20 protein-coding genes are annotated in these 20,498 nt (G+C 60.8%); 8 read left to right on the forward strand and 12 right to left on the reverse strand.

Features of this window, described 5'->3' with window-relative positions:
• Positions 1 to 64 precede the first annotated feature (64 nt).
• Both EI291_RS20500 and EI291_RS20505 read left to right on the forward strand, forming a co-directional pair.
• The gene (locus tag EI291_RS20500) at positions 65 to 1,456 is read left to right on the forward strand and encodes a M28 family peptidase (protein WP_205701642.1); all 1,392 of its coding nucleotides are present in this window, start codon (positions 65 to 67) and stop codon (positions 1,454 to 1,456) included.
• Between the two features lie 106 nt (positions 1,457 to 1,562).
• On the forward strand, positions 1,563 to 2,102 hold the full coding sequence (locus EI291_RS20505; RefSeq protein WP_125424154.1) for a 2'-5' RNA ligase family protein: 540 nt from the start codon (positions 1,563 to 1,565) through the stop codon (positions 2,100 to 2,102).
• A gap of 82 nt (positions 2,103 to 2,184) precedes the next feature.
• On the opposite strand, the gene EI291_RS20510 is transcribed toward EI291_RS20505, so the two are convergent.
• Positions 2,185 to 2,418: a hypothetical protein gene (locus tag EI291_RS20510; RefSeq protein WP_125424155.1), complete on the reverse strand. Its 234-nt coding sequence runs from the start codon at positions 2,416 to 2,418 to the stop codon at positions 2,185 to 2,187.
• 340 nt (positions 2,419 to 2,758) lie between these two features.
• On the reverse strand, positions 2,759 to 3,592 hold the full coding sequence (locus EI291_RS20515) for an OmpA family protein (protein ID WP_125424156.1): 834 nt from the start codon (positions 3,590 to 3,592) through the stop codon (positions 2,759 to 2,761).
• Between the two features lie 190 nt (positions 3,593 to 3,782).
• Between EI291_RS20515 and EI291_RS20520 the strand changes: the two genes are divergently transcribed.
• The 3 genes from EI291_RS20520 (at position 3,783) to EI291_RS20530 (ending at position 7,046) form a co-directional block, all read left to right on the forward strand.
• The gene (locus EI291_RS20520) at positions 3,783 to 5,510 is read left to right on the forward strand and encodes a S8 family serine peptidase (protein ID WP_125424157.1); all 1,728 of its coding nucleotides are present in this window, start codon (positions 3,783 to 3,785) and stop codon (positions 5,508 to 5,510) included.
• Positions 5,511 to 5,536: 26 nt separating this feature from the next.
• Entirely contained in the window at positions 5,537 to 6,226 is a 690-nt protein-coding gene (locus tag EI291_RS20525) for a hypothetical protein (RefSeq protein WP_125424158.1), read from the forward strand.
• Positions 6,227 to 6,443: 217 nt separating this feature from the next.
• The gene (locus tag EI291_RS20530) at positions 6,444 to 7,046 is read left to right on the forward strand and encodes a hypothetical protein (protein ID WP_125424159.1); all 603 of its coding nucleotides are present in this window, start codon (positions 6,444 to 6,446) and stop codon (positions 7,044 to 7,046) included.
• Positions 7,047 to 7,139: 93 nt separating this feature from the next.
• Here EI291_RS20530 and EI291_RS20535 read toward each other — a convergent pair whose 3' ends face one another.
• From EI291_RS20535 to EI291_RS20555, 5 genes are all read right to left on the reverse strand, one after another.
• The gene (locus tag EI291_RS20535) at positions 7,140 to 8,429 is read right to left on the reverse strand and encodes a DUF3570 domain-containing protein (RefSeq protein ID WP_125424160.1); all 1,290 of its coding nucleotides are present in this window, start codon (positions 8,427 to 8,429) and stop codon (positions 7,140 to 7,142) included.
• 167 nt (positions 8,430 to 8,596) lie between these two features.
• Positions 8,597 to 8,788, reverse strand: a complete 192-nt coding sequence (locus EI291_RS20540; RefSeq protein WP_317127675.1) for a DUF4266 domain-containing protein — start codon at positions 8,786 to 8,788, stop codon at positions 8,597 to 8,599.
• Between the two features lie 96 nt (positions 8,789 to 8,884).
• A complete protein-coding gene (locus EI291_RS20545; protein ID WP_125424161.1) occupies positions 8,885 to 9,919 on the reverse strand; it encodes an FAD:protein FMN transferase in 1,035 nt (344 codons plus the stop codon).
• Positions 9,920 to 9,991: 72 nt separating this feature from the next.
• Positions 9,992 to 10,483, reverse strand: coding sequence for a thioredoxin family protein (locus tag EI291_RS20550; protein ID WP_125424162.1), 492 nt, complete (start codon positions 10,481 to 10,483; stop codon positions 9,992 to 9,994).
• A 367-nt stretch (positions 10,484 to 10,850) separates the two neighbouring features.
• Entirely contained in the window at positions 10,851 to 12,185 is a 1,335-nt protein-coding gene (locus tag EI291_RS20555; RefSeq protein ID WP_125424163.1) for a M23 family metallopeptidase, read from the reverse strand.
• Between the two features lie 333 nt (positions 12,186 to 12,518).
• Here EI291_RS20555 and EI291_RS20560 point away from each other — a divergent pair, with 333 nt between their 5' ends.
• Both EI291_RS20560 and EI291_RS20565 read left to right on the forward strand, forming a co-directional pair.
• Positions 12,519 to 13,373, forward strand: a complete 855-nt coding sequence (locus tag EI291_RS20560) for a hydroxymethylglutaryl-CoA lyase (RefSeq protein WP_125424164.1) — start codon at positions 12,519 to 12,521, stop codon at positions 13,371 to 13,373.
• Positions 13,374 to 13,543: 170 nt separating this feature from the next.
• A complete protein-coding gene (locus EI291_RS20565; RefSeq protein WP_125424165.1) occupies positions 13,544 to 14,281 on the forward strand; it encodes a (Fe-S)-binding protein in 738 nt (245 codons plus the stop codon).
• 85 nt (positions 14,282 to 14,366) lie between these two features.
• Here EI291_RS20565 and EI291_RS20570 read toward each other — a convergent pair whose 3' ends face one another.
• Positions 14,367 to 14,819: a VOC family protein gene (locus EI291_RS20570; RefSeq protein ID WP_170172746.1), complete on the reverse strand. Its 453-nt coding sequence runs from the start codon at positions 14,817 to 14,819 to the stop codon at positions 14,367 to 14,369.
• Positions 14,820 to 15,086: 267 nt separating this feature from the next.
• Positions 15,087 to 15,959, reverse strand: a complete 873-nt coding sequence (gene dapA / locus EI291_RS20575) for a 4-hydroxy-tetrahydrodipicolinate synthase (RefSeq protein WP_125424167.1) — start codon at positions 15,957 to 15,959, stop codon at positions 15,087 to 15,089.
• Positions 15,960 to 16,085: 126 nt separating this feature from the next.
• Here dapA and EI291_RS20580 point away from each other — a divergent pair, with 126 nt between their 5' ends.
• Entirely contained in the window at positions 16,086 to 17,018 is a 933-nt protein-coding gene (locus tag EI291_RS20580) for a polysaccharide deacetylase family protein (RefSeq protein ID WP_125424168.1), read from the forward strand.
• Between the two features lie 118 nt (positions 17,019 to 17,136).
• Here the strand turns inward: EI291_RS20580 and EI291_RS20585 are convergent, their stop codons facing one another.
• The 3 genes from EI291_RS20585 to EI291_RS20595 form a co-directional block, all read right to left on the reverse strand.
• Positions 17,137 to 17,565 (reverse strand): rhodanese-like domain-containing protein, encoded by a 429-nt coding sequence (locus EI291_RS20585; RefSeq protein ID WP_125424169.1) that lies wholly within the window; start codon positions 17,563 to 17,565, stop codon positions 17,137 to 17,139.
• A 118-nt stretch (positions 17,566 to 17,683) separates the two neighbouring features.
• Positions 17,684 to 19,813, reverse strand: coding sequence for an NAD-dependent DNA ligase LigA (gene ligA, locus EI291_RS20590; RefSeq protein WP_170172747.1), 2,130 nt, complete (start codon positions 19,811 to 19,813; stop codon positions 17,684 to 17,686).
• Between the two features lie 160 nt (positions 19,814 to 19,973).
• Positions 19,974 to 20,486, reverse strand: coding sequence for a DUF4920 domain-containing protein (locus EI291_RS20595; RefSeq protein ID WP_125424170.1), 513 nt, complete (start codon positions 20,484 to 20,486; stop codon positions 19,974 to 19,976).
• Positions 20,487 to 20,498 lie beyond the last annotated feature (12 nt).

Here is a 20,498-nt window from a genome sequence, read left to right on the forward strand (position 1 = left end):
GCAACTCCGGTGCGGTTTTGACTTCTATTGGTCACTTTTGCGCCTGTTCACTCCCTTCTTTTCTATGCGTCATTTCTCCCTGCGCCTCACATTGGGGCTGGCCGCCATGCTGTTCGCCGCCGCGCCGCTGGCCGCCACGGCCCAAACCACTGCCGATTCCATTGCCATCCGAAAGCTGTATGACGAAGCTTTAGCCCACGGGCAGAGCTACGAAAACCTGCGCTACCTCACCGGCCAGATTGGCGGCCGCCTCAGTGGCTCAGCCCAGGCCGAGCAGGCCGTGCAATGGGGCAAAGTGGTAATGGAGAAAATAGGCCTCGACCGGGTGTACCTGCAGGAAGTAATGGTGCCGCACTGGGTACGCGGAGCCAAGGAAAAGGCTCAGGTGAAAGGCTCGAAAGGCAAAGGGCTGAACCTGAACGTGTGCGCGCTGGGTGGCTCGGTAGGCACCAACGGCAAGCTGAAAGCGCAGGTGATTGAGGTGCAAAGCCTCAAGGAACTGGCCGCCCTGCCCGCCGATAAAGTAAAGGGCAAAATTGTGTTCTTCAACCGCCCTATGAATCCGCTGTACGTGGAAACCGGCCGGGCTTACGGTGAGGCCGGTGACCAGCGCCGCAGCGGTGCCGCCGAAGCCGCCAAGCGGGGAGCGGTGGGGGCGCTGGTGCGCAGCCTTTCCCTCGCCCACGATGACTTTCCGCATACCGGCACCATGCGCTATGAGGACAACGTGACGAAAGTGCCCGCCGCCGCCCTCAGCACCAACGGAGCCGACGAGCTGAGCCAGCTGCTGAAAGCCGACCCTAGCCTGACAGTAGAGCTGGAAATGAGCTGCCAGCAACTGCCCGAAACCAAGAGCTACAACGTCGTTGGCGAAATCAAAGGCTCCAAATACCCGGAGGAAATCATCAGCGTCGGCGGCCACCTCGACTCCTGGGACCTGGGCCAGGGTGCCCACGACGATGGCACCGGCTGCACCCAGAGCATGGAAGTGCTGCGGCTGCTGAAGGCCACCGGCCTGCGCCCCGAGCGCACAGTGCGGGCAGTATTGTTTATGAATGAAGAAAACGGCGTACGGGGCGGTACTAAATACGCTGAGCTGGCCAAAGCCGCCGGCGAAAAACACCTGGCGGCCATGGAGTCGGATGGGGGAGGCTTCACGCCCCGAGGCTTCTCCATTGAGGCGGAGCCCGCCACGGTACGCAAGGTACAGGCTTGGCAGCCCCTGTTTCGGCCCTACGGCAGCGGTGAGTTCGTGGCCGGCCATTCTGGCACGGATATCGAGCCGCTGAAAGAGCAGGTGAAAGCCCTAATCGGCTACCACTGCGACTCGCAGCGCTACTTCGATATTCACCATACCGCCGCCGATACCTTCGATAAAGTGAACCGCCGGGAGTTGGAGCTGGGTGGGGCCAGTATGGCGGCCCTCATCTACCTCATCAGCAAATACGGCCTATAGCGCCTACTTTCTGTAGCATACCAGCGCCCCGGGAGCAGCACCTGCGTAAAAGCAACTGTTGTCCGGGGCGTTTTGTATATCATCCATCCTGATACTGTGCCGTAGAATGGAGCTTTTTCTGGTTGTGCTGCTGCTGCCGGAGCCTGCCAACCAGCAGGTGTGGGCGCTGAAACAAGAAGTACATAAGCTAACCGGTAGCCGGAATGCCCTTCGCTTACCTCCTCACATTACGCTGATACCGCCGTTCCGGCAGCCGGCTGCCGTTGGGCAGGCGCTGGAACTGTTGTTGCAGGATTTCGCGGCCCGGCAACTCTGCTGTACCGCTGTGCTGCAGAATTTCGCCTGGTTCGAGAGCCGTACGCTGTATGTGCCGGTAATCCAGGCCGCCGGGCTGCACGCCTTGCATGCCGACCTGTATGCGCAGTGTAGTCGCCATCTGCCGGAAGTACCGGCCCCCACCCGGCCTTTTGTCCCGCACGTTACGCTTGCCACCCGCGACTTACCTTCGGATCAGGTACCCGCCTTACGTGCCCAGTTCGCTACGCGGGCGTACGCGGCCCAAGTAACGCTCCGGGAGTTGGCCATGTACCGGCACAATGGCCAGCTATGGCAGCAGGTGGCCCGGTTTGAGTTGACGGCGCAATAGGAGAATGCCCGAACACAGGAAACGCCCGACTGTTGACAGCAGCCGGGCGTTTCCTGTGTTCGGGCATATATAAAGGCCGAAACTATTCGGCGCTGGCGTTTTTCTTGGGGCGGCCAGGGCGTTTGCCGGTAGCACTTACGGTGCGGGGCTTGCGCTCCTTTTTGGCAACTTTATAATCGGGAGCGAGCATGGTATTGAGCTCCGTCATCAGCTCGTTTACTTTTGCTACCTGCTTACGAATTTGATTCAGAACCGCGTCGTTATCCTCCGCGTTGGCCAGAATTTGTTGCAGTTTGTTTAGATCAGCAGTTGCCATAGGGCGAGAAATTTATTTGGAGAGAAAAGTAGAGTGCAAAGTTGAGTATTTTTTTGGGTGTAGCAAATAATGAGTGATATACTTACCGCTAAGTATTCTTATGCTTGTAAAGCATTATTTACTTTAGATTATTCCTGATTTAAGGTGCTTGTTGAACAGTGTATTTAAAATAATGTTTCCGCATACGCAGATGCGTAGCACGGGTTTCCCTAGATTCTGATAAAGTAGTAATTATAGTTGGTAGTCGTTGAAATAGTACGACATAAGTCGGCAACAGTAGAAAAAAACAGCGCGGTTTATCCCAGGGAAAAGCCGCGCTGTTTATTACAGATTGTGTCGGTTAGTTCTGCTCTAGAATCTGGAAAAGTTCATCCAGTTTAGGGGTCAGGATAATTTCAGTTCGTCGGTTCAGTGCCTTGTTGGCGGGCGTATCGTTTATGGCCACCGGCACATATTGTGCCCGGCCTGAGGGCGTAACCTGTGAAGCCGGCAAGCCTGCCTGCGTAAGAATGCGGGTAATTTCGGTGGCGCGCAGTACGCTCAGGTCCCAGTTGTCGCGCATGCCGGCTGTGCCTTTAGCAATGGGCACATTATCTGTGTGGCCTTCCACCAGCACATTTACATCCTGGTTGCCTTTGAGGGCGGTGGCCAATTTGGCCAATGCCTCCTGGCCTTTGGGGTCAACTTTCGTAGAACCCGATTTAAACAAAAGCTGCTCGGAAAGCGACACATACACTTTGCCGTTGCGGACAGTCACTTGCAAATCCTGAGAATTAAAACCCAGCAGGGCGTCGCCTACTTTCTGGCGCAAAGCTTTTACAGCTGCGTCCTTCTGCTCCAGAATTCGTTGCATTTCAGCAATGCGCTGTTCCTTGCTGCGTAAATCGGCGGAGAGCTGGGAATTTTCCTGCTGGGCTCCGCTCAAACTCGAGTTCAGCTGGTTTACCTGTTGATTTTTAGAAAGTAAACTGGTGCGCAAGGCTTCTTCGCTTCGGGATTTTTCCTGTTCCAGTGCATTTTTTTCGGCCTGCAGCTGCTCACGTGCGCGGGTGGCGTCCGTGTACTGGCCTTGCAGAGCCGTGTATTTTTTCTGTGAAATACAATTAGCTGTCCCGAATAGGACTGCAAAGCCGCAGGCAGCATGCAGAACCGGCGTAGGCAGGAAATATTTCATGGCTGAAATCAAGGTGAAAAATGTACGTACTTCAGTGCAACAGTACGCGTACAACGCACCTGCTGCCAGGGTAGTTACATGAGGGCTATTTACGGCAGACTATTACTCTGATAAATTTACGGCCGATTCACTACGGGCTTTGCTGTACCTTGGAGCCGTAATTCCACGCTTCAATATTTCCAGTTTTCACTTGTTTCTCCGCCTCATTCTTTGGGTGTTGCTCATGCTGCCGGTGCTGCCTGCCTTGGCGCAGCACGCACCCGCCGCAAGCCGGTACTGGGTTACTTTTCATAACAAAGCCGGGCAAACGCTGCAGCCGGCGGTGTATTTCAGCGCCGCCGCACAGGCCCGCCGGCAGCGGCAACATCTGCCGGCAGCCGATAGTACCGATTTTCCGGTGCGCCCGGATCTGGTGGCGCTGGTGCAGGGCACGGCCGATACCGTTACGCTGGTGAGCCGCTGGTTTAATGCGGTAGCCTGTCGGGCCACGCCCGCTCAGGCGGCCCGGTTACGGCAGCTGCCCGGCATAGCCAGCGTGCGTGCGTGGCCGATGACGCCCGTGCAGCCGGCCGGCCGGCCCGCGGCCGCCCGGCCCCTTACTGCCGCCGACCGGTCGTTGGCCCGGCGGCAAACGGCCTCTTTGGGCGCTGCTGACTTCCGGCGGATCCGGCTCACCGGTAAAGGGCTGCGCATTGCCATTTTCGACGTGGGCTTCAATGGCGCTGACCGCCACCCGGCCTTTGCGCACCTGCGGCGTCGGCAGGCTATTGTAGCTACCTATGATTTTCTGCGCCGTACGCCGTACGTGTACCAGGGCGGCAACCACGGGACGGAGGTGCTGTCGTGCATTGCCGGCCAATTGCCCGACAGCTCTTACCTGGGGCTGGCACCCGGGGCGCAGTTTCTGCTGGCCCGCACCGAGCAGATGTACCGGGAAAAATACGGGGAGGAGGAAGCGTGGCTGGCCGCTGCTGAGTGGGCCGACCGTAACGGCGCCGATATCATCAACTCCTCGCTGGGCTACACCGACCGGCGCTATTTCCCGGAGCAGATGAATGGACGGACCAGCCTAGTAGCGCGGGCCGCCGAACTGGCGGTGCGCAAGGGCATATTGGTGGTGAATGCGGCCGGCAACGACGGCGACGACCCCAAATGGCACACCGTGGGTACGCCAGCCGATGGTGACTCGGTGCTGGCCGTGGGCGGCCTCGACCCCGACACCTATCTGCATGTTGATTTCAGCAGCTACGGCCCGGCCCCAGGTAAGCGGCTGAAGCCCAATGTAGCCGCGTTTGGCGTGGCCATTGTGGCAGTGCCCGGCGGCTACACGCGCACCGAGGGCACTTCCTTTGCCAGTCCGTTGGTAGCTGGTTTTGCTGCCTGTGCCTGGCAGCAGCAGCGCAATTTGACGGTAATGGAGCTTTTTCGCCAGATTCAGGAATCCGGCCGGCTATATCCCTACTTCGATTATGCGCATGGGTACGGGTTGCCCCAGGCCCGCCACTTCCTGGAAGCCGGACCGGTACCCCCTGTGGTACCAACTTTCGATTTTGTCCGGCAGGATTCGGCGGTGCAGGTGATTATCCGGGCGGAGGCGGCATACGTGCCGGCTCGTACGTTGCCGCTTTTTGCCGATTCCGTGCAGGCCACCACGCCCACCGAGGTACCCCGGGTAGCGCCGGTGGGGCAGGAGCAGGCCCGCGCTCCGCAACCCGCCCAGCCTGATGAGGTAGTGGCCCCCGTGCCACCCAATTATCTGTATTGGCAGGTGCTGGATATTGCCGGCTACCCCCTGCGCTATGAAGTGCTGGAAGTGTCCCAGCGGGCGGTTCTGCGGTTACCGCTGCGTCGGCTGGACGCCGGTAAAAAAGTGCGGGTTCATTACCGGGGCTATACTGAAACCTATTCAGCACAATGAAAACGGGCATATTTGCAGCAGGAGTTGTGCTAGCCGGACTAGCCATTCAGGGGGCACAGGCGCAGCGGGTGTTGTTCCGCGCCGACCCCGCCACTGATTCGATGGAGGTGAACTACGGCCCCAACCGGAAATTCTACCAGCATGTGTTCATCGGGTATGCCCCTGTAGTAGGCCGGCCGGCCGGCCCGGGTGCCGATTTGCGGTATTTTGCCTCCGCAGAGCCATTTGCCGGTATCCGTTACAAGTTCCGGCTGACTAAAGGGCTATCCACCGGGTTTGATATGCGCTATGCCCGCTTGGCGTACGCTCTGGAGCAGAACAGCCGAAAACAGCTGCCTACGACTGCCCTGCACCACAAGGAGTCGATTGTGCTTTCACAGGTGCAACTGGAACCATTCCTCCGGCTTGGATTTGGGCGACGCGGCAACGTCATCGGGCATTACGTGGACGTGAGTGGCTGGGGTGGCTGGACTATGGCTACCTCGCATCATACCGAGGACCAGCCCGGTACCAATGGCAGCGCGCGCACTGTTACCGTGGAGCGCGGCCTGGACTACGTGCGCCGCTGGTCATACGGGGTGGGAGCCCGGGCAGGGGCCGGTAGATATGCGCTATTGGGCCGCTACCGCCTCTCCGATACGTTTCGGGGTCCGGCCACCGCGGCGTATGCGGAGCTTCCCCGCTGGTTGATAGGCCTAGAGCTGGGATTGTTTTAAAAACTACCGAAAAAAGTACCTTGGGTGTATCCTAAGGGGGCGTTAATCCCGTAAAAAGGCCCAAACGCACCGCCGTTGTTGTTGGTCGGCAGCCCCCTCGCTTTCCTGCGGCCACATTCTTCCTTTATTCTGGTTCTCCAGGCAGATACTGAACTTTCGGCTCTTGGTAGTTTTTGTATTTTGCCGAACTAATTTGACGATGGTTTACTCCCCTTTCATGAAAAAGCTTGTACTCTCTGCCGTTGGGGCACTATCCATGCTCCAGCTAAGCTCCTGTATCAATACGGAGCGTGAGGTGGGGACTTCTAAAAATAATGACCGAGTATTTACCCCTACGCCTGAAGCGAACCGGGGTCGGGTGTCGGAGCGGACAGTGCTGCGCACCGTAAACGTTTCGCATAACTTCTCGACGACTAAGTCGAAGGATAATTTTGTACTGCAGCTGCGCGGGCCGAAAATTGCCACTTCTCAGGCATATTTCATGATTATCAGCCCCACGGGGGATACGTTGCGCAAAGAGGTGATGCCCGCCACCGCCCTGATCAACGAGCGGGAACTGGACGATCCGCAGGCTGCCACCGTGCGCGATAAGGAAATTGCCATTCTGCAGGCCATGAACAGCTTTTTCCGCGACGACCGGTTTGTACAGCCCGCCGTGCCGCGCACGGCCACCCAGCCCGAAAACGTGGACGCGCAGTCCTGGACTTCGGTAAAGGAAGATAGCCGCGCCGTGGGCTTCGACTATCCCTCAGCCAATGGCCGGGAGCGGCGCCTGGCATACTCCAAAAAGCTGGGCCGCGCCGTGGTCATTGCCGAATAAGCACTAGGCCACTAATTCACCAAAAGCCCCGCCCGATACTGTATCGGGCGGGGCTTTGGCTTGATATTACAAGGACATTGCAAAGGGCTACTGCTACGGCATGGTGAAGGCCAGATCAAAGCTCACCACGTTGGCGTGGAAGTTCACGTTGCGCTGGTAGTAGGCATAGCGCACGTCCAGCGACTTGAACTTGGCCACCTTGCGGCCGCCGGCTCCGTTGCTGAACGGTGTTTTGAAGCGCGAAATGCCGTATACCGGCGAGTAGCGCAGCCCCAGCCCGTACTTGTTGGCTGAGAACTTTGACAGGTCGTAGTCGGAGGTATAGAACTCGTCGGTGAGGCTGTGCTGGGCGTAGGGGGCGAAGTATTTGGCCGCCGTCTGGGTATGGTAACGGTAGAAGGGGTACAGCACGAAAAAGGGCGTCACCTTCAGCGGGGCTTCCAGTTCCAGGGTATGGGCCGTAATGCCGAAGTTATCGTTGTAGAAGCGGTAGAAGCCCCGCAGCTGCACAAAATCGGTGGCGTAATAGCTGGCGCGCAGGCCTACCGGATATTTGAAGCGGCGCTGGGGCAGCTGCTCCACTTTGGGCATGCTGGAGCCCTGGAAATACACCCGGTGGAAGGGTGTGCTCAGCAGTCCGTTCTGATACACCAGCTCAGTGCTCACGGCCAGCTGCAGCCGCTGGCTGATCACCTGCGAGTACACCAGGTTCAGGTTGTAGCTCTGGCGCTTATCGGTGGGCACCAGCATCTGGCCGGTGCGCAGCTCGGTGGGGTAAATCAGCTTGGCCTGGTCGATGTACACCTGCCCGGCCACGCTCAGCTCCCGGTTGCCATCCTGCGAGGCTTTGGCCCATGAGGCGGCCACGTTCACCGAGAAGTAGTCGTACTCCTTCGACACGCCGCCACCCACCCCCACGATGCGGTGCTTGGCCTTGTTCTCGCGCGAGTAGCCCAGGTCCACGTGGTAGCGGGCATCGTGCGAGGAAGGCGTGGATAAATACAACCCATCCACGCCGTCAATCCGGTCAGTAGAGGCGGATGCGTAGAAGTCGGCCCCAATGTTGGCCGTCAGGCGGCTGACGGTATCAAGCGGGATATTGAGGATGATGGTGGGCGTGACGTCGGTGAGGTACTCGGTGCCTTGGCCGCCCTGCACGGCTCCGTGGGAGCCGTCCTGCTGGTAGTAGCTGCCGAGAATGTTCACCTCCGTCTCGCCGGGCGAGGCCGTGCTGACGTTGGTAGTGGTAGGCGTAGCGGGTACGCCGGAGCCATCAATGCGGTTAGGCGTAAGGCCGCCCTGCGCCAGGGCCAGCCCCGGCAGCAGCAGCCCCGCCGCCACGGGCAGCATCCGGCCACCACGGAAAATCAGGGAGAAGTTCATATCAAAACGAGGAGAGTATTGTAGAAAGGGGGGCAGGTCGTCATGCTGAGCGAAGCCGAAGCATCTTTACCTCTGACTAATCAAATAGCATTGCAACGAAGCGGTAGAGATGCTTCGGCAAGCGGACGCCAGATGGAGCATGACGTTCTATAAAGCTTTCTGAGCAGCTAATTGCAGCCGCAACCACCACCAACTTTGCCGCCGTTGGCACCACCGGCACCTTCGCGGTAGCTTTCGAAGTTGGTTTCATACACTTCCACTCGCTTGTTGGCGAGCTTCATGTCCTCATCGTTGAGATATACTTTCTGGTAGGCAGCCACCGAGACGCAGCCCGAGAGGCTGGCTGCGGCAGCCACCAGCCCGGCCAGGCCCAGCAAAGGGCGGTGCAGGCGCGAAAAAATAGGAGTTCGGTTCACGGTTGAGGGGAGAAAAGAGCGAAAGTATAGATGGGGCTGCTACGGCCGCGAAGCGGGTACGGCGGGCAACGGGGCATTGTTGCGCAGATACCGTACCTGCATGTTTTTGGACACCAGCGTGCGGTTGTCGTCGGTGATGAGCGTACAATCTACCCCTTTCAGGGTGTTGATGAAGGCCAAACCGTCGACGGGCCCTTTTACAAAGACGACCTCGTCTAAACAGTCGGCCAACTCCACATCGGGGCAGATGATAGTGACGGAGCGCAGGCCGGTGGCGGGCAGGCCGGTGGCGGGGTTGATGATGTGCCCGTACACCTTACCGGCCGCAGTAAAGTACTGCTCGTAGTTGCCGGCCGTTACCACGGCCACGTCGGTCACTTGCACCCAGGAGGAAATGCTGCCGGGGTGGTCCGGGTCGCCGATGGCCACGCGCCACAGCGAGCCGTCGGCCTGCCGGCCCCAGCACAGGATGTCGCCTGAGCCGTTGAGCAGGCCGCCTTTAATACCCAGCTTATCCAGCACCTGCCGGGCCCGCCGGATGCCGTAGCCCTGCAGCACCCCGGCCAGGTTCATGCGCATGCCCTTTTCCTTGAGCATCACGGTATGTTTGGCGGGGTCGAGCAGGACGTTGCGGTAGTTGATGCGGGCCACGGCGGCCTTCATTACCTCCGGCGCGGGCAGCGGATGCTCCTGCCGGTCGAACTTGTAAATCTTATCGGCTGAGGCAAAGGTGATGTCGAAAGCCCCGCCGCTCAGTTCCGAGATGCGCAGGGTACGCTGAATCAGGTCGAACACTTCCTGATCAACCACCACCGGGCGCAGGCCGGCGGCACGGTTGATCTGGGTAATCTGGGAGGTAGAATCCCAGAACGACATGAGCCGGTCGATGCGGCGGGTTTCGGCAATGGCGGCGTTGAGGGCGTTCCAGCCCAGCGTGTCGTTATCGGCCACCACCGTGTAGGTGAAGTGGGAGCCCATTAGGTGGGCTTCTTTTGAGAAGTTGCGCGGGTGCCCCGGCCTGGCCGAGGCAGCAATAGGTAATAACAGAGTAAACAGCAGCAGCAGACGCAGCATGGTATTAAGCTAAGAGCGAAAAAAACCGGTGCCTCCGCAGATGGGAAGCACCGGAAGGCGAAGCAATTTAGCTTATTTCTGGGCCAGCAGCGTGTTCAGGTAGGTAGTGTAGGCTGTGGCTCCGCCGGGGCGGTAACCGGTTTTGGCCAGCACCTTGCCCTCGGGCGAGAGGAGCACCACCAGCGGAAACGAGCCTTCCTTGTTCAGCTTGGCCGCGGCCTGCTCGTTTTGTTTGGTTTGCTCGGCCGGCAGCTTGTTTTTCTTGCTGCGCGGGAAGTCGAAGCGGGCCAGTACCAGCTTGCTCTGGGCGTAGCTGGTAAACTCGGGCTTGTCGAACACTTCTTGTTTCAGCATGATGCAGGGTTTGCACCAGTCGGAGCCCGAAAAAACGGCCAGCACGGGGCGGCCGGTAGCTTTGGCTTGCTGCAAAGCCGCGTCGAGAGTAGTGTTCCAGGTAGCCGGAGCGGCCGTGGTAGCGGTTTGGGCCGGAGCCTGGGCGAAAGAGGTAGTGGCAGTGCCGGTCAGCAACAAAGAAAACGCGGCGGCAAAGAGGGGAGTGCGCATCAGAGGGGATACCTGAAAGTGGAAAAGAGAATCCTGAACCATGTACGTGGCAACCACCGTGCCGGGGTAAGAAAAACGCGGAACAGCTTTAAAAAAAGCAGTCCCGCGTTCTTTACTCCAATCACCGCATCAAACGTACGGGCTGATGTATGAAGTACAGGTGAAGAAGCAGGGCTGCCGGAAAGAAAATTGTTGAGATGGTACTACTTGATGGTGAGGCCTAAAGGGAAGTAGGACGTCATACTGAGCGCCGCTGAAGCATCTCTACTGCTGCATTGTCGTGCATTACTAAGCGCTGGGGTTACCATTGCGGTAGAGATGATTCGGCTGCGCTCAGCATGACGTTCTTTTCTGTTAGTTAAGCACCCTACACCGGCCGCACGGCCACCCAACCCGTGCGCCCATCGGCTTGGCGCACCAACTGGTAGCCACCGAACTCACCTAGTACCGCCACGGCCGTCTGGGCCGGGAGGGAAGCAATGGCAGGTGCTTCGGGCAGCGGAAAGGAGCGGAGCTCGGCCACGGCCGCCAGGTTCTCGCGGCGCAGCGGGGCGGCCGCCAGCACGGCTTTGGCGGGCACGAAACCGGTGCGGCCGGCTGGCAGCTGCACGCGCAGCCACTCGGCCGAGGCCCCTAGCACCAGCAGTGGCGTGGTGCGGGTAGCCGCGGCGGCCACGGCAGCCGTGGTGGCCGGCGTGCGACGCAGGTTCAGCTTCGCTTCGCGGGCCCGTACCCACTGACCCAGTCGGGCCGGCAGCACTTTCGGGGCGGGCGTCAGGGCATCGGCTCGGCGCACGAAGGGGAAGGGGTCCACAGCGCCGTTGCGGTACACGCCGAAGTGCAGGTGGGGCGGGGTGGTTTTGGCGTTGCCGGTGTTGCCCACCAAGCCCAGCGTATCGCCGGGCCGCACCTGCTGACCGGCTTGTACCAGCTGCTTATCGAGGTGAGCGTAGTAGAGGTGCTGGCCGTGGTCGGTATCGGCCAGCCATACCACCCGGCCCCCGCGCGGCGTTTCCTGCACCCGCGTGATGTAGCCGTTGGCGGCGGCTACGGCTGGCGTTCCGCGCTGGGCGAAGATATCGATGCCTTCGTGGCGGCGGGCCCCGCCGTCCCGGTCAACGCCCCAGAACGAGCCTACGGCCACGTCGCTCTTGCCCAGCACCGGAAAGCCCAGGCTCGGCTCGCGGCGGATGCGCAGGGTGTAGCGGCCGCCGCGCAGCAGCTCGGGCTGCACCCGCAGCAGGTGCTGGCGGTCGGCCTCAGCCACGTAGCGGAAGCTCAGGTCGGCGGTATCGGCCGAGGCCAGAAGGCGCGGGGTGCGGCGGTCGGGGCTTAGCTCGAAGGCGTCCACGAACACCTTGGGGGCGCGGGTGCCGGGGGCCAGCGTGAGGCTGATGTGGATGGCCTCGCCCTGCCGCACCTGGTAGCGTAGGCCGGTGGCCACGGCGCGGTCGGCTGGAAAAAAGCCCGATTCCTGGAACGGCAGCTTCACCACCAGCGAATCGCGCAGGGCCTGGTCGGCAGCCCGCAGCCAGTCGCGGCCCAGGGCGGTTTCGGCCAGACCGGCCTCTTTCAGCTTGTGGGCGTAGGCTTCGTGCGGGGTGCGGCTTTGGAAGATGCCCTGCAGGGTCTGGCTCTGGCTGCAGGCGGTAAGAAATAGGACAAACAGAACGGCGGGCAAAGCCCGGAGTCGGTGCAGCATGAATACAGGGAGAGAGGTCGAACTAGGTAATAGGATAAACCCCAGCCGCGGCGGAGTAGTTCGGCTTCCGTCATTGCGAGGAGGCACGACGAAGCAATCCTTCCTTTTTCAGGGTGATAAGCCTTGTAATCCGAAAAGCCTTTATCCGGTGGTGGAGTCTGAAAACCATGCGGAGCAGCCATTTGCCTTAACAAATACAGCCGTATGGGTTTTGGGAGTAGGTCAAGGATTGGGCCTCTGATAAGGACGGATTGCTTCGTCCTTCGTCCTCGCAATGACAGGGCCGGTACGTTGCCCTTTGACTTTCTACCTTTGACTGCAAACTTCCCACCCATGCTCTACCTCACCGAATGCCCGCGCGACGCCATGCAGGGCTGGCCCACCTTCATTCCCACGGCCGATAAAATCAGCTACCTCAACGCCCTGCTGCGGGTGGGGTTTGATACGCTCGACTTCGGCTCCTTTGTGTCGCCGAAGGCCATTCCGCAGCTGGCCGATACGGCCGAGGTGCTGGAGGGGCTCGATTTAAGCCAGTCGGGCACGCGGTTGCTGGCCATTGTGGCCAACCTGCGCGGGGCCGAAACGGCCGCCCAGCATCCGCAGATCCGGTTTATCGGCTTCCCGCTGTCGGTATCCGAAACCTTCCAGCAGCGCAACACCAACAAGAGCATTGCCCAGGCCCTCGACGATGTAGCCCGCATGCAGGAGCTGTGCGCCCGCACCGGGCAGGAGCAGGTGGTGTACCTGAGCATGGGCTTCGGCAACCCTTACGGCGACGCCTGGAGCCCCGCCGTATTGGGCGAGTTCACCCAGAAGCTCGACGCGCTGGGCGTGGGCATCGTGGCCCTGTCGGATACCATCGGGGCCAGCACCCCGGCCACCATTGCCCCCGCCTTTCGGGAGCTGACGGCTGCTTACCCGCACATCCGCTTCGGGGCGCACCTGCATACCACACCCACCACCTGGCGCGAGAAGGTGCAGGCCGCCTACGAGGCCGGCTGCCGCTACTTCGATGGTGCGCTGGGCGGCTACGGTGGCTGCCCCATGGCGGCCGATGAGCTGACCGGCAACATGCCCACCGAACGGCTCCTGGACTTCGCCGCCGAAGTTGATGCCGCGCCACAGCTAAACCAAGAGGCCCTGGCTGAGGCATTGGCGTGGAATCAGCGCATATTTGCGGGGCATTAGCTGTACTTTACCACCCGAAACCAACTGTCATCCTGAGGCGGTAGCCGAAGGACCTTACCACGTTAGAACGAGTCGTTCAGAAGTAACTCTAACGTGGTAAGGTCCTTCGTCGCCGCTTGATGCGCGGAATTCTCAGGATGACAAGCTCACCTAATTACCTGCACCACACCATGCCAACCCCTCAAGTCGACCTGTTCATTCCCTGCTTCGTTGACCAGCTTTTCCCGCATACGGCCCTGAACATGGTGAAGGTGCTGGAGGCGGTGGGCTGCCAAGTGCACTACAACGCCAACCAGACGTGCTGCGGCCAGCCCGCCTACAACGCCGGCTACAAGGAGCAGAGCTGTGAGGTGGCCCGCAAGTTCCTGGCCGATTTCCCCACCGAGCAGGAACACTACATCGTGAGCCCATCGGCTTCCTGCATCGGGATGGTGCGCAACACCTACGCCGATTTGTTTGAGGGCACGCCCGACTCGGGCCGCTACCACGGGGTGCAGCGCCGGGCATTTGAGCTGACCGAGTTTCTGGTGGACGTGCTGGGGGTGAAGTCGATTCCGCAGGCCCGGCTCAGCGGTAAATACACCTACCACGACTCCTGCTCGGCCCTGCGGGAGTGTGGCATCCGCGAAGCTCCGCGCCAGCTGCTGGATGCTGTGCCGGGTCTGGAGCGGCTGGAAATGGCCGAAACTGAAACCTGCTGCGGCTTCGGCGGTACCTTCGCCGTGAAGTTCGAGGCCATATCGGTGGCTATGGCTGAGCAAAAAGTAGAACACGCCCTAGCTACCGGTGCCGACTACCTCATCAGCACCGACACCAGTTGCCTCATGCACCTCGACGCCTACATCCGCCGCGAAAAAAAGCCCCTCAAAACCCTGCACGTGGCCGACGTACTGGCCAGTGGTTGGTAGAACGCGGATTTTGCGGATTTCACGGATTGCAGCGCGTGGGCTGCGTGGCAATTGGTGGGCAGATGCAGTTGATGGTGAGTTTCAGCTAGCGGTTCAGGTTTTCGGCGAACTCCAGGATGTTGCCGTGCAAGTCGGTGACAAAGCCGCAACGCTTGCCAATGGCTGGTACCTCAAAGGGCTCCCGCACAATTTGCACCCCTCTTTCCCGCAGGGCCGATAACGTGGCGTTCAGGTCCTCTACCTCCAGGCAGAGGTGATGGAAGCCAGCTGTAACCTGCAGGGCCGGCGGCGGCGTTGAATCCGTGACTGATTCGCACACTACTTCCAGCAAGAAGGTGTCGTCGTTGGCCGGTACCAGAAAGGCCAGCCGCAGGTTCCCAACGGTCCATTCCTTGAGTATGCGGAAGCCGAGCTTTTCGGTGTACCAGTTGAGGGTGCCAGTGTAATGGGCCGTGCGCAGGCCTATGTGGGCGGCGCGCATTGTGCCATTAATGCCTGCTGGATTTTTTGCCGGTAACGGCAGCTGTGGGTTCTGCATGCGGATTCTTTGTGGTAGGGGTAAGTCGTCGGATGCTACGTGTTGGGCGGGTAGCATGGCTACTGAGGCCGAGGTAGCTGACGAAGCACAAAGGTCCGGGGCTTTCAGTGGGGCGTACTGGTGAATATTTCAGTTTTTGCAGGGGACAAGCCAACTTACAACTCTGAAGCAGCTGAAAACTCAGAACCGTTGCGCCATAATAGAGGGCCTGAAAACAAAAAGAGGCGACCATCGGCCGCCTCTCCCTACTTGCTGAATTCCATCCGGCTATCCAGCGCAGGCAGCAATCCGCTCCAGTAGTCCCTCCGAGCCTTCCACCAGCGGCAGGCGCACGGCATCGGCGCACAGGCCCTGGGCGGCTAGGGCGGCTTTCACGCCGACGGGGTTGCTTTCCTCGTACATCAGCGGGTTCAGCTCCACGAAGCCGAACAGCAGCTTGGACGCGGCCGGGAAGTCGCCGGCCAGGGCGGCGCGGGTCATGTCGGAGAAGCGGCGGGGGAAGGCGTTGGCCAGCACCGAGATAATGCCCACGGCCCCGAAGCTGATGAGCGAGGTCGTCATCATATCGTCGCCGGAAATCAGCAGGAAATCGTCGGGCTTGGCGGCGGCAATGGCAATGCACTGTTCCAAGTTGCCGCTGGCTTCCTTGATGCCGATGATGTTGGGGTGCTTAGCCAGCTCCAGGGTAGTAGCGGCCGTGAGGTTGGAGCTGGTGCGCCCGGGCACGTTGTAGAGCAGCACCGGCACCGGCGAGGCATCTGCCACGCGCTGGTAGTGAGCAATGATGCCGCGCTGGGTGGGCTTATTGTAGTAGGGCGAGGCCGAGAGCAGGGCCGCAATGCCCGTGAGGTCGGTGCTGCGGATGGTGCGCTCCACGGCGGCCGTGTCGTTGCCGCCGATGCCGTACACCAGGGGCACGCGGCCGGCCACGTGCTCCTTGGCCACGCGCAGAATCTCGGCCTTTTCCTCGGTGGTGAGGGTCGGCGACTCAGCCGTGGTGCCGTTGATGACGAGGTATTCCACCCCGCCTTCGAGGGTGAAATCAATGAGCCGCCGCAGGGCCGGGTAGTCCACAGCGCGGTCGGGGGTGGGAGTGAAGGGGGTAACGAGGGCGACGCCGGTACCACGAAGGTTGTCCATGCGGAAAATTAGCGGTTGATTTGTAGAGGGAAGACCCGCGGCGAAGATACGCACCCTGCGCCCAAGGTCGGCCTCTCATCTTTAAAAGTACGGTTCGGAGCCTCTCGGGCCGGGTTATCCTTCTCCATGAACTTCCCCAAGTACCCCGTGCTGGCCGCCGCGCTGGCCACCCTGGGCGCCCTCAGCGCCTGCAACGATGCCAAGAACGCCACGGCCTCCGAAACCGCCGCCGCCGTAGCCAACAAAGCCCAGGACGCCGCCGACTCGGCCAGCACCGCCGCTACGCCCACGGCCGGCAACGCCTCGGCCGCCAGTACCAGCGCCGGCTCCCCGGCCACCATCCCCGCCAGCCAGCGCGCCGATGCCGCCACCATTACGGCCCGCCCGCAGGTGCCCATCCTGTGCTACCACCAGATCCGCGACTGGCGCGCCAAGGACTCGAAAGGGGCCAAGGACTACATCGTGCCCGTGGAGCAGTTCAAGGCCCAGATCAAGATGCTGGCCGACTCGGGGTACCACACCATCCTGCCCGATCAGCTGTACGCCTACCTGACCACCGGCGCGGCCCTGCCCAGCAAGCCCATCATGCTAACCTTCGACGACACCGACCTCGACCAGTTCACGGTAGCCCGGCCCACCCTCGATAAGTACGGCTATAAAGCCGTGTACTTCATCATGACGGTGAGCCTGGGCCGGCCCAACTACATGAGCAAGGCGCAGGTAAAGCAGCTTTCGGATGAAGGCAACATCATCGGCTCGCATACCTGGGACCACCACAACGTGAAGAAGTACGATGGCAAGGACTGGGTAACGCAGATTGAGGAACCCACCAAAAAGCTCGAAGAAATTACCGGCAAGAAAATCAACTACTTCGCCTATCCCTTCGGCCTGTGGCGCCCCGAGTCCATCCCCGAGCTGAAGAAGCGCGGCATGGACGCGGCCTTCATCCTGGCCGAGAAGCGCGACCAGCAGGACCCGCTCTACACCATCCGCCGCATCATTGCCAGCGGCTACTGGAGCCCCCGCACCCTGCACAACAGCATCGTGCAGAGTTTCTAGCCAATTTGATTTAGTGTAAAAAGCCCCTGGCGTATTCACGTCAGGGGCTTTTTGTGTCTTTGCTCGGTGTGTGCTTTCAGAATAAGCGAAGCGAGTTGGGCCGCAAGAATAAGCAGCTCTATTTCTTCACGCCCTGCTTGTTAAGCTCCTCGTACGCGCCGGCATTCAAGACTTTTTTAAAGCCTTTGTCCTGCATCACCAAACCAGCCTGATTGCTGCGGTTGCCGGAGCGGCAGTACAACACGTACACGTTGTTTGGGTCGAGGGTAGTGAGTTGGGAGGCGAAGTCCGGAGATTTGAAATCAAGATTTTTGGCCCCGGCAAGATGCCCGGCAGCGTATTCCTCCGGAGTACGCACGTCGAGCAGTATGGTGTTGGGCTGCTGGAGTAGAGCCTTGGCTTCCTGGGGCGGAATTTTAGTGACACTCGGGGCCGCTACTGTTGGCGTCGGAATTTTAGGCTGCGCATTAGTTACCGGCAGAGACGACTGAGCATACGTTGCTGCGGAAATTGACACAAGCAGAGCCGTGAGACAGAGAATACGCATAGTGGTAAAATTCTGGAGGTGAATACCTTATTCTGAAAAGACGCCAAGCCTTGGCCAATGTTGCAACAGCCGCGGCACGGGCCGCCTCTCAACGTAGGGCCTTACGCGCAGAATACGGTTAAAACAAAGAGCCTTGCTGACCTGCCCCAGCAGCCGGCCGTGAGGTTTCAGAAGTGCCCTCCGCTGGCGCAGCGGCGGCTTCCTCCGGAGTTTCGGCTTCGTCGGTGGCGGTGGGGAGCATGGCCAGCAGGTCGGTTTCGCCGATGATGGGCACGTTGAGCGAAGTGGCTTTTTCGCGCTTGGCGGGGCCCATTTTGTCGCCGGCCACCAGGTAGCTGAGCTTCTTGCTGATGCTGCCCGTGATTTTGCCGCCGTGCTGCTCAATCAGGTGCTGCAGCTCCTCGCGGCTATGCTGCTCAAATACGCCTGATAGCACAAACGTCAGGCCGGCCAGCCGGTCGCTTTGGGGCTGGGGAGCCTCGCCGGTGAGGGCCAGTTGCAACCCGGCTGCCCGCAGACGCTCGATCAGCTGCTGGTTCTCGGGCTCCTGAAACCACGCCGCCGCCGACTCGGCAATGACGCCGCCCACTTCGGGCACGGCGGCCAGCTCAGTGGCCGTGGCGGCGGCTAGGGCCTCCACGGTGCGGTAGTGGTTCACGAGCTTCTCGGCCACGGTTTCGCCCACGTACCGGATGCCCAGCCCGAACAGCACCCGGTCAAAAGGCACCTGCTTGCTGGCTTCGAGCCCGGCCATGAGCCGCTGCACCGATTTTTCGCCCATGCGGTCCAGCTGGGCCAGCTCGGCGGCTTTGGCGGGCAGGTCGTAGAGCGAGGCGGCGTCCGTCACCAGGCTCAGGTCGAAGAAGCGGCCCACGGTTTCGGCGCCCAGCCCGTCGATGTTCAGGGCTTTGCGCGACACGAAGTGCTCCAGCTTGGCTTTGCGCTGGGGCGGGCAACCCCGGTCGTTGGGGCAGCGGAAGTGGGCCTCGCCCTCGGGCCGGATCAGCGGGGTGCCGCAGGCCGGGCACTCGGTGGGGTACACAATGGGTTGGCTGTCGGCGGGGCGGGCGGCCACGTCAACCCCGGTAATCTTCGGGATAATCTCGCCGCCTTTTTCCACGAACACCATGTCGCCGAGGCGCAAATCGAGGGCGGCAATCTGGTTGGCATTGTGCACCGAGGCGCGCTTCACCACGGTGCCGGCCAGGGGCACCGGGTCGAGCAGGGCCACCGGCGTAACGGCCCCGGTGCGGCCTACCTGGTACTGAATGGCCTGCAAACGGGTACGGCCGGCCTCGGCGGGGTACTTGTAGGCAATGGCCCAGCGGGGACTCTTGGCCGTGAAGCCCAGCAGCTCCTGCTGGCGGAAGTCATCTACCTTAATTACGATGCCATCCGTAGCCACCGGCAGCTCAAACCGCTGCTTGTCCCACTGATGCACGAAATCCAGCACTTCCTCGATGGTGCCGCACCGCCGCCAGGTATCCGACACCGGCAGGCCCCAGGCGCGCAAAGCTTCCAGCGAGGCGCTGTGGGTGGGGAACTGGTTGCGGCCGGGCATCAGAAAGGAGTAGGCGTAGAAGCGCAGCTTGCGGGCGGCCACCTGGGCCGAGTCCTGCAGCTTGAGCGCACCCGAGGCGGCGTTGCGCGGGTTGGCCAGCAGGGCCTCACCGTTGGCTTCGCGCTCCTGGTTCAGCTCGGCAAACACGGGCAGGGGCATGAAAATCTCGCCGCGCACCTCAAACTCGGGGGGCTGGGGGGCACCCTCGGGGCGCAGGTGCAGCGGCAGGTTCCGGATGGTGCGCACGTTGCTGGTCACCACGTCGCCGCGGGTACTGTCGCCGCGCGTAACGCCTTGCGTGAGCTGGCCTTGCTGGTAGGCCAGGCTCATGGCCACGCCGTCGAACTTCAGCTCGCACACGTAGGCCACATCGGCCCCCTCTAGGCCCCGGCGCACCCGCTCGTCGAACTCGCGCAAATCGGCTTCGGAGTAGGTGTTGCCCAGGCTGAGCATGGGGTAGCGGTGCTCGGCCGTGGGAAACTGCTTGGTGATGGTGCCGCCCACGCGCTGGGTGGGGGAGTTGGGGTGGGCCAGGTCCGGGTACTGCTGCTCCAGCCGGGCCAGTTGCGCCAGCAGCTCGTCAAACTCCTGGTCGGATACCTCGCTGATGTCGCGCTGGTAGTATTGGTAGTTGAGGTGGTGCAGGCGCTCGGTAAGGGCGGTTATCTGTTGCTGAATATCAGTCATGATGCGGGGCGGCGGATTAGGGCTGCAAGCTACAAAGTAGCGGATTTTTGAGGCCGGTTTCACGCAGTGGTTGCGCATTGAATGGCTATTGCAAGCTACTGCGTGGAAAAAAGAAAGCCCCGGCCGGAGAGGGCCAGGGCTTTGTCAGAAATGAAAAAATCTACTCCGCTACCAGCACCCCGTCGGCCTCGAAGTTGAGCTGCTGCTGAGGCTGGGTAATGGCAGCTACCTCTTTATCTGATTTGCCGGCATCCTTGGCGTAGTGCTGCAAATCGGACACCGGCACCGTTTCGCGGTGGGCCCATCCATTGATGACCACGGTTTTACCGCTGATGTCCTTAGGCACGAAAAAGGCGTAATCCTTGAACCGGACGCGCATTTCCTGGCCTTCGGGGGTTTTCATCGTCAGCCAGCAGCCCTTGGCTTGGCACACGGCGTCGGCCTTGCCCACCAGCTTTACCTGCGCCGAATCCTGGCTGCCCAGTACCGTATTCAAAGCCGAAAGCGGCTGAGCTCCTTCGGCGGTAATAGCCGCGCCGTAGGTTTTGCCGGTCACGGTCAGGGCTGGAGCTTCGGTAGCAGCAGGCGGCGCGGCGGCAGTTTCGATTTTGGACTGAGGCTGGCAGGAAGCCAGTAGAAGCAGAGCGGCCGGCAGAATGGGCAGGATACGCATGGCGGAGGAAGA

Origin of the sequence: Hymenobacter rigui (genome assembly GCF_003944715.1) — a bacterium.
GTDB classification, from domain to species: Bacteria; Bacteroidota; Bacteroidia; order Cytophagales; family Hymenobacteraceae; genus Hymenobacter; species Hymenobacter rigui.

What these genes read in the sequence shown, in the direction of transcription:
- EI291_RS20500 (WP_205701642.1), top strand. Translation starts at nt 65, where the DNA reads ATGCGTCATTTCTCCCTGCGCCTCACATTGGGGCTGGCCGCCATGCTG.
- EI291_RS20510 (WP_125424155.1), bottom strand. Translation starts at nt 2,418, where the DNA reads ATGGCAACTGCTGATCTAAACAAACTGCAACAAATTCTGGCCAACGCG.
- EI291_RS20515 (WP_125424156.1), bottom strand. Translation starts at nt 3,592, where the DNA reads ATGAAATATTTCCTGCCTACGCCGGTTCTGCATGCTGCCTGCGGCTTT.
- EI291_RS20595 (WP_125424170.1), bottom strand. Translation starts at nt 20,486, where the DNA reads ATGCGTATCCTGCCCATTCTGCCGGCCGCTCTGCTTCTACTGGCTTCC.
- EI291_RS20560 (WP_125424164.1), top strand. Translation starts at nt 12,519, where the DNA reads ATGCTCTACCTCACCGAATGCCCGCGCGACGCCATGCAGGGCTGGCCC.
- EI291_RS20580 (WP_125424168.1), top strand. Translation starts at nt 16,086, where the DNA reads ATGAACTTCCCCAAGTACCCCGTGCTGGCCGCCGCGCTGGCCACCCTG.
- EI291_RS20535 (WP_125424160.1), bottom strand. Translation starts at nt 8,429, where the DNA reads ATGAACTTCTCCCTGATTTTCCGTGGTGGCCGGATGCTGCCCGTGGCG.
- EI291_RS20570 (WP_170172746.1), bottom strand. Translation starts at nt 14,819, where the DNA reads ATGCAGAACCCACAGCTGCCGTTACCGGCAAAAAATCCAGCAGGCATT.
- EI291_RS20565 (WP_125424165.1), top strand. Translation starts at nt 13,544, where the DNA reads ATGCCAACCCCTCAAGTCGACCTGTTCATTCCCTGCTTCGTTGACCAG.
- EI291_RS20530 (WP_125424159.1), top strand. Translation starts at nt 6,444, where the DNA reads ATGAAAAAGCTTGTACTCTCTGCCGTTGGGGCACTATCCATGCTCCAG.
- EI291_RS20505 (WP_125424154.1), top strand. Translation starts at nt 1,563, where the DNA reads ATGGAGCTTTTTCTGGTTGTGCTGCTGCTGCCGGAGCCTGCCAACCAG.
- EI291_RS20585 (WP_125424169.1), bottom strand. Translation starts at nt 17,565, where the DNA reads ATGCGTATTCTCTGTCTCACGGCTCTGCTTGTGTCAATTTCCGCAGCA.
- EI291_RS20555 (WP_125424163.1), bottom strand. Translation starts at nt 12,185, where the DNA reads ATGCTGCACCGACTCCGGGCTTTGCCCGCCGTTCTGTTTGTCCTATTT.
- EI291_RS20550 (WP_125424162.1), bottom strand. Translation starts at nt 10,483, where the DNA reads ATGCGCACTCCCCTCTTTGCCGCCGCGTTTTCTTTGTTGCTGACCGGC.
- ligA (WP_170172747.1), bottom strand. Translation starts at nt 19,813, where the DNA reads ATGACTGATATTCAGCAACAGATAACCGCCCTTACCGAGCGCCTGCAC.
- dapA (WP_125424167.1), bottom strand. Translation starts at nt 15,959, where the DNA reads ATGGACAACCTTCGTGGTACCGGCGTCGCCCTCGTTACCCCCTTCACT.
- EI291_RS20545 (WP_125424161.1), bottom strand. Translation starts at nt 9,919, where the DNA reads ATGCTGCGTCTGCTGCTGCTGTTTACTCTGTTATTACCTATTGCTGCC.